The sequence below is a fragment of the Tissierella sp. genome (assembly GCF_052089545.1).
Classification (GTDB): Bacteria; Bacillota; Clostridia; order Tissierellales; family Tissierellaceae; genus Tissierella_A.
This window is the reverse complement of sequence record NZ_JBQDAA010000117.1, coordinates 1-7483: the sequence shown is the minus strand read 5'-3', so window position 1 is coordinate 7483 and position 7483 is coordinate 1. Positions and strand designations below refer to the sequence as shown.

Below are 7483 nucleotides of genomic sequence, written 5' to 3'. Positions count from 1 at the left end.
AGAAAGAAATAAGAGAAATTAGGAGGAAGAGATGAAAGTAGTAGGAATAACAACACAACAAGAAATTTTTATAGGATCAAAAGACAGAAATTTTAGAATAAATGAATTTTTAATAATAGAAGATCCATATCAAGGAGATATAATGGGAGAAGTAGTAGAAGCAAAAACATTTAATAGATATATTCCATTAAATATATATGGTGATATGGTAGATTCATCTGTACTCGAGTCTCTTAAAGCACTCGGTTACAATATAGATGAAGACACTATATATATTTCAAAAGTAAGACTCTTAAATGAAGCGCTTTATCCTATACAAACAGGTTCTGATATAAGACTGCCTAAGTTTTTTGAAGTAAAGGATCTAATGATTCAATCAAGTGTAGAAGATGGACTAGTTCTAGGTGTTATAAGAAACACAGATGATATGGCAAAAGATATGGACGAAGAATTTAAGGACATACTCTATACTTTTGAAGAAGATAAGTTAGTTGAGCAAGAAGAAATACCTTATATAATGGATCTTAAAAGTCAACACCATTATCCGCATATCGGGGTATTTGGAGGGTCGGGATCTGGAAAATCTTTTGGACTTAGAGTAGTTTTAGAAGAGCTTATGACTCAAAACATTCCAACTATAGTATTAGACCCACATTTTGAAATGGACTTTTCAGATACACCTGGATATTTAGATGAAGCTGTAGGTTTTGAAGAAAAATTTAAATGTCTCCAAGTAGGAGTTCATATAGGGGTTAAATTTGAAGATCTTTCAGCAGGAGATCTGAAGAACCTACTAGATGCTTCAAGTCAACTCACCGACTCAATGAACAATGTAGTAGATATAATATTTAAAAGAAAGGATTCTTATACAAGTTTTTATAATAGACTTAGGATGCTTACAGAAGCTCAAGAAGAAGGGAATATAGAAAAAATAGAAAATAGGATATTTTATGCAGACAGAGAAGATGAAAAAAAGGCTTGGGAAGAGAGAAAGGAACTATTTTTAAGCTTTGATAAAACTTGTCCTTATAACTCAGTCAGAGGAATACTTTGGAGACTTAAGAGATTAGAAAATGAGGGCATATTTTCTCAGGATATAAAAGAAATAGAAACAGGTCTATTAGATGGAAAACTTATGGTACTTCAAGGAAATACTAGAATACTTCAAGTTTTTTCTACTTACCTTTTAAATAATCTTTATCATAAAAGACGTGACTATAAGGATGCTCTTTATAAAAAAACAACAGCTGACTATTTTCCACCATTTATAATAGTTACAGATGAGGCACATAACTTTGCTCCTAAAGCTTATCAAACTCCTTCTAAATCTATACTAAAAGAAATATCACAAGAAGGTAGAAAATATGGAGTGTTTTTAATTCTTGCAACCCAAAGGCCAACTCTTTTAGATGAAACTATAACAGCTCAACTCAACACCAAATTTATATTTAGAACTGTAAGAGCTTCAGATATAAAAACTATTCAAGAAGAAACAGACCTAACAGTTGAAGAAACAAGGAGACTCCCATATCTTCGTACAGGAGATGTCTTTATATCCTCAGCTACACTTGGTAGAACAGTTTATGGAAGAATTAGAGCTGCGCTTACTGCAAGTCCTCATACTTTAAATCCTTTTGATGAATTAAAAGAAAGGATGCAAGAGAAGGATGAAGGACTCTTTGATGCTATAAAAGAAGTTCTTCCAATAATAGAGGACAACCTTTTAGATACTATACGGGAGCTAGAAAAAGATACAGGAATAACTTATACAATAAATGATTTAAAAGAAAAGCTAAATCAAATGGTCCAAAAAGGGTATATAGATAAAGAGGAGACTATATTTGGATACAGATATAAAGAAAAACAATATAATAAAGATACATCTAAAGGATAAATAAAAGCAAGAAGTCTATCATACTTATTTAACTATGGGGATATTGAATATATGGTGATGGACAAGTATGTTTATTTAAAACTCAAGAAGTTAAAATTTCTAACATTTCTAAAAAGGGGGTATTTTTATGAAAAGGGAATATTTTTATATAAAAGAAGGACAGTTTGATGCTCATCTTTTTCATGAAGGAACATTTTATAAGTCATACAATTTTTTAGGAGCACACAAGATAAAACAGGGGAAAAAAGAATATGTAAGATTTATAGTTTGGGCACCAAGGGCAGCACAAATCTTCTTGGTAGGAGATTTTAACCAATGGAAGGAAACACTTCCTATGGAAAGAATACCAGAAAGTGGACTTTGGAACATATGTGTAGAAGGAGTAGAAGAATTTGATTCTTATAAATATAAAATTATAAGTGAACAAGGAGAAGTACTTATGAAAGCAGACCCTTATGCTTTCCATACAGAAGAAAGGCCAAAGTCTGCATCAAAATATTATGACATAGAAGATTTTAAATGGTCTGATGAAAAATGGATAAAGGAGCGAGGGCAAAAAGACTATAAAAAAGAACCCATGTCTATATACGAAGTTAATCTACTATCCTGGAAAAAACGAGATGAAAACATCCAATACTCATATGATGATTTTGCAGATGAACTTGTAAGGTATGTAAAAAAGATGCGCTACACACATGTAGAACTTATGCCTGTTATGGAACATCCATATGATGGCTCTTGGGGCTATCAAATTACAGGATACTATGCACCTACTTCTAGGTTTGGAACACCAAAAGACTTTATGAATTTAATAGATAAATTCCATAAAAATGGTATAGGGGTTATACTAGACTGGGTTCCAGCTCATTTTGCAACAGATGGACATGGACTTCAAAGATTTGATGGAACTTACCTTTTTGAATCACTAGACAAGAGGAAAGCAGAAAATGATGTTTGGGGAACATACAATTTTGACTTTACAAAACCTGAAGTATTAAGTTTTCTTATATCAAATGTTTTTTATTGGATAGAAAAATACCATATAGATGGCATAAGATTAGATGCTGTATCATATATATTGTACTATGACCTTTTGGGTAAAGGTGTAAAAAATATATATGGAGGAAATGAAAACCTTGAAGCTATGGAATTTTTTAAGAGATTAAATAGTGTTCTTTCAAAGAATTATCCAGATGTATTAAAAATAGCTGAAGAATCCACCTCTTATAAAGGACTTACTTCATCTGTAGAAGAGGGAGGACTTGGATTTGATTTTAAATGGAATATGGGTTGGATGAATGACACTCTTGAATATATGGAGATAGATCCACTATTTAGAAAATCAAGACAAGACCTACTAACATTTGGACTTATCTATGTATTTAAAGAAAACCACATATCACCTCTAAGTCATGATGAAGTAGTTCACATGAAAAAATCGCTACTTGATAAGATGCCAGGAGAATATGATCAAAAGTTTGCTAATCTTAGACTACTATATTTATATATGTATGCATATCCTGGTAAAAAGCTCATGTTTATGGGTGGAGAATTTGGTCAATTTAAAGAATGGGATGAATGGAATCAACTTGATTGGAATATTTTAGAATATGAAAGCCATAAAAAGCTTCAAGATTTTGTAAGGGATTTAAACACAACTTACAAAGACGAAGAAGCTCTCTATAAAAGGGATGATTCATTTGATGGATTTAAATGGATAGAACATGAAAACCATAGTGAAAGTATACTAGCTTTTGAAAGAATTAGTGAAAATGAAAGGCTAATATGTATCTTTAATTTTACACCGGTAGAAAGAGTAGACTATCCAATAGGTGTAGATAAGCCTGGAAAATATGGAACTCTTATAACAAGTGATCACAAGAGATATGGAGGATCTACGCCAAGAATCAAAACTTACAAAACTTTTGAAGAGCCTATTCATGATAGGAAATATAGAATAAATGTAAACTTACCACCACTTGGGGGACTCATCTTAAAGAGAAAAAAATAGGAGGGAAAATGGTATGATTAAGAAAAAAGTAGTTGCTATGCTCCTTGCAGGAGGACAAGGTTCAAGACTTAAGACGCTTACAAAAAACATCGCAAAACCTGCAGTTCCGTTTGGAGGAAAATATAGAATTATAGATTTTCCATTAAGTAATGCTACAAACTCAGGAATTTCAGATATAGGTGTTTTAACCCAGTATAAACCTGCTCTACTAAATACTCATATAGGAATAGGTTCCGTATGGGATTATGATAGAAACATAGGCGGACTTAGAATACTCCAACCATTTACATCTGAAGATGGAGGAAGATGGTATACAGGTACGGCAAATGCAATATTTGAAAATATTGACTTTCTAGAAAAAATAGATGCCGAATATGTCTTAATTCTTTCAGGAGATCACATTTATAAGATGGATTACAATGAATTACTAAAAGAACACGAAGCAAAAGGTTCTGATGTAACCATATCAGTAATGGAGGTACCTTGGGAGGATGCACCAAGATTTGGAATAATAAATGTAGATGAAGATATGAAAATAGTAGAATTTGAAGAAAAACCAGAAAATCCAAAAAGTAATATGGCTTCCATGGGAATTTATATGTTTAACTGGAAAAAGTTAAAACATTATCTTATAGAAGATGCAGCTAACAAAGAATCAAGCCATGACTTTGGAAAGGACATACTTCCTAAAATGTTAAAGGATGGAAACAAGATGTATACTTGGAGCTTTGAAGGATACTGGAAAGATGTAGGAACAGTAAAAAGCTTCTGGCAGGCAAATATGGATCTTTTAGACGATGCCAACACACTTAATCTATATGATAAAAGCTGGAGAATATATACAAGATCTAGAAACCTTCCAGCCCAATATATTGGTGATACTGCTGTTATAAATAACTCTCTTGTGAACGAGGGGTGTTCTATACGAGGAGAAATAAACAACAGTATAATATTTAGTGAAGTTAGAATAGAAGAAGGAGCAGTTGTAAACAACGCAGTTATAATGTCAAACTGTCTTATAAAAAAAGATGCTGTTTTAAACAACTGTGTAATCCTTGAAGGAATAACTGTAGAAGAAGGAGAAACAATAGGCGAATTAGATGGAGAGGACATATATCTTGTATCAAACGAAGGCATACTAAAAGAATAGGGGGGAGCAAATTGGATAGATGCATAGGGGTAATAAACGGTAGAAACAATGAAAATAAGTTTGGCGGACTTTGTAAACACAGATCGGTTTATATGTTGCCATTTGCAGCAAGATATAGACTTGTAGACTTTACAATTTCAAATATGGTAAATAACGGAATAAGATCTGTAGCACTTTATACAGGTAAAAAAATGAGATCTACCATGGATCACATAGGAAATGGTAATCCATGGGACCTAAATAGAAGAATTAATGGACTGTTTTTATTTCCTCCAATACTAGAAAATGACTATGGGTTTTATACAGGCGATATTCACCAGTTTCATAGTACTGAAACATTTTTTGAACATGCTAAAGAAAAATATGTATTTGTATGTAATCCTGAAATATTAGCTAAAGTAGACTTAAATGATGCATTTAAATACTTTTTAGAAACAGATGCAGACTTTACTCTTATCTATAAAAAACAAGAAGATGCAAAGGGCGATTTTATAAACAATGATAAAATGATCCTAGATAAGGATGGAAACTTAAAAAGTATGGAAACTTAAAAAGTATGGGCTTAAATCTTGGAACAGAAAAAGAATTCAATCTATTTCTAGAAATGGGTTTTATAAAAAAGGAAATATTTTTAAAACTTATAAGACAGTCAATAGAAAGAGGAGACATAAACTATCTAAGAGATGCCATGCTTAGAAATAGAGATAAATACAATATAAACACATATGAATTTAAAGGACATGTGGAAAACATATCTGATCTAAAAAACTTTTATGATGCAAATATGAATCTTTTAAATGATGATATTGCTAAGGAAAGATTTTATGAAAATGGACTTGTATTTACTAAGTCAAAAGATGAACCTTCCACTTGGTATGGTAAAGACTCCAAAGTTCAAAATTCTATTGTAGCCAATGGATGCATTGTAGAGGGAAATGTAGAAAATTCTATAATATTTAGAGGAGTAAAAATAGGCCAAGGAGTAACCATTAGAAACTCTATAGTCATGCAAAAATCTGAAATCTTACCAGGAGCTGTAGTTGTAAACTCTATACTAGACAAATATACATGCATAGAATCTAATGCTAGGATAGCAGGAAACTCATCTATGCCTTATGTAGTAGAAAAAAACCAAAGAATAGGAAAGGATGAATAAAAAATGAAGGTACTTTATATAACATCCGAATCTGTTCCGTTTTTAAAAACAGGAGGGCTTGCTGATGTAGCGGGAAGCCTTCCTACTTATCTTAAAACAATGGGTGTTGACATAAGAGTTGTTATGCCTCTTTATTCTAAAATACCGGCAGAATATAAAAAAGAAATGAAATATATTGGATATTTTTATGTAGATCTTGGATTTAGACACCAGTACGCAGGTGTTTTTTCCTATAAATATAAAAATGTAATATATTATTTTATAGATAGTGAATATTATTTTAAAAGAGATAATATATATGGAGAACTAGATGATGGAGAAAGATTTATATTTTTCTCTAAAGCAGCAACCCAACTACCTAAGTTTTTAGATTTTAAAGCGGATATACTACACAGTAACGACTGGCACGCAGGATTTACACCTCTTTATAGGGAAGATTTTGCTAGGGGAGATAGTTTTTATGGAGATATGAAAACTGTTCACACTATGCACAACCTAAAATATCAAGGAGTATTTCCAGAGTCAATCTTAGAAGATGTGGCAGGCCTTTCTAAAAAATACTATTACCACGAAGATGGAGTAAAATATTTTGATAATATAAATATGATGAAAGCGGGAATAGTATATAGTAATATCTTAACTACAGTATCTCAATCCTATGCCGAAGAAATAAAATATCCATTCTTTGGAGAAACTTTAGAAGGTATTATAAAACAGCATGAAGGAAAACTTAGAGGCATAGTAAATGGTATAGATTATGAAGTATACAATCCAAAAACAGACAAAGAATTAGTAAAAAATTATGATTGTAAAACAATAAAAGAAAAAAGAAAAAACAAAAGAGCACTACAAAAGAAGTATGGACTTCCAGTAGATGATAGTGTACCCCTAGTATCTATGGTAAGTAGATTAGTCGAAATGAAGGGACTGGACTTAGTATCTAGAATATTAGATGAGCTCCTCCAAGAAGATATACAATTTGTAATGCTTGGAACGGGAGATAAGGAATATGAAAATATGTTTTCCTACTTCCAAAATAAATATCCTGAAAAAATGGCTGCAAGGGTTTACTTTAATGAAGCAGAGGCTCATCTTATATATGGAGGAAGTGACATATTCCTAATGCCATCTATGTCGGAGCCGTGTGGCATATCTCAGCTCATTTCTCTTAGATATGGTACTATTCCAGTAGTTAGGGAAGTGGGAGGCTTAAAAGATACTGTAGAGCCTTACAATAAGTATACTGGTGAGGGAAATGGATTCAGCTTTAAA

Annotated in this window: 6 protein-coding genes; all 6 read left to right on the top strand. The window is 32.0% G+C overall.

Going from position 1 to position 7483, the window contains the following annotated elements; genetic code table 11:
* The first annotated feature begins 31 nt into the window (after nucleotides 1-31).
* The gene (locus ACTHW2_RS08805) at nucleotides 32-1894 is read left to right on the top strand and encodes an ATP-binding protein (protein WP_442263574.1); all 1863 of its coding nucleotides are present in this window, start codon (nucleotides 32-34) and stop codon (nucleotides 1892-1894) included.
* 127 nt (nucleotides 1895-2021) lie between these two features.
* Complete coding sequence (glgB, locus tag ACTHW2_RS08800) at nucleotides 2022-3905, top strand: 1,4-alpha-glucan branching protein GlgB (protein ID WP_442263573.1); 1884 nt, start codon at nucleotides 2022-2024, stop codon at nucleotides 3903-3905.
* Between the two features lie 13 nt (nucleotides 3906-3918).
* Nucleotides 3919-5055, top strand: coding sequence for a glucose-1-phosphate adenylyltransferase (locus ACTHW2_RS08795; RefSeq protein WP_442263572.1), 1137 nt, complete (start codon nucleotides 3919-3921; stop codon nucleotides 5053-5055).
* Nucleotides 5056-5066: 11 nt separating this feature from the next.
* Nucleotides 5067-5606 carry a sugar phosphate nucleotidyltransferase gene (locus ACTHW2_RS08790; protein ID WP_442263571.1) on the top strand — a complete coding sequence of 180 codons (540 nt, stop codon included), beginning with the start codon at nucleotides 5067-5069 and terminating at the stop codon, nucleotides 5604-5606.
* 5 nt (nucleotides 5607-5611) lie between these two features.
* Nucleotides 5612-6211, top strand: coding sequence for a hypothetical protein (locus ACTHW2_RS08785; RefSeq protein ID WP_442263570.1), 600 nt, complete (start codon nucleotides 5612-5614; stop codon nucleotides 6209-6211).
* Nucleotides 6212-6214: 3 nt separating this feature from the next.
* The coding region (locus ACTHW2_RS08780; RefSeq protein ID WP_442263569.1) for a glycogen synthase at nucleotides 6215-7483 on the top strand (1269 nt) is incomplete at its 3' end.